General features: G+C 67.6%; 1 protein-coding gene. It reads left to right on the top strand.

Features of this window, described 5'->3' with window-relative positions; genetic code table 11:
* Positions 1–524 (top strand): DUF222 domain-containing protein (locus OK17_RS21480; protein WP_461418701.1); only part of this gene is annotated, 524 nt, incomplete at both ends.

Raw genomic sequence — 524 nt, 5'->3', positions numbered from 1 at the left:
TCCACCGCCAACGCGCCGACGGCACCGCCAAGATAACCGCCAACCTCACCCCCGAAGCGCTCGCCCGGGTCACGATGCTGCTCGCCGTGTGGGCCAAACCGGGCATGAACAACCCCGACGACCCCGACTCCCCGCACGGGTCGATCGAAGACGCCGACCCCGACGCCGTCGCTGCTGCGGCCGAACGTGATGACCGCACCCCGGCCCAGCTCAACCACGACGCGTTCAATGCACTGCTCAAAGCGGTCTTCGAGGACGGGCTACTGGGTAAGAGTCACCGCGGGTTGCCGACCCAGCTGATCATCAAAGCCGACCTCACCGACCTCCGCCGCGAAGCCGGGTTCGCCACCACCGCCACCGGCACCCTGATCCCCATCCCCGACCTCATCAACATGGCCGCCAATGCACAGCCTTGGCTGGCGGTGTTCAAAGACGCCACCGCCGTCCCGCTGTACTTCGGACGCGGCAAGAGGTTGGCCACCCGCGAACAACGCCTCGTGTCCTTCGCCCGACCCGACGGCGAA

This window comes from Gordonia sp. GN26, assembly GCF_054823965.1.
The sequence above is the reverse complement of the archived record's forward strand: the minus strand, read 5'-3'. Positions and strand labels throughout refer to the sequence as shown.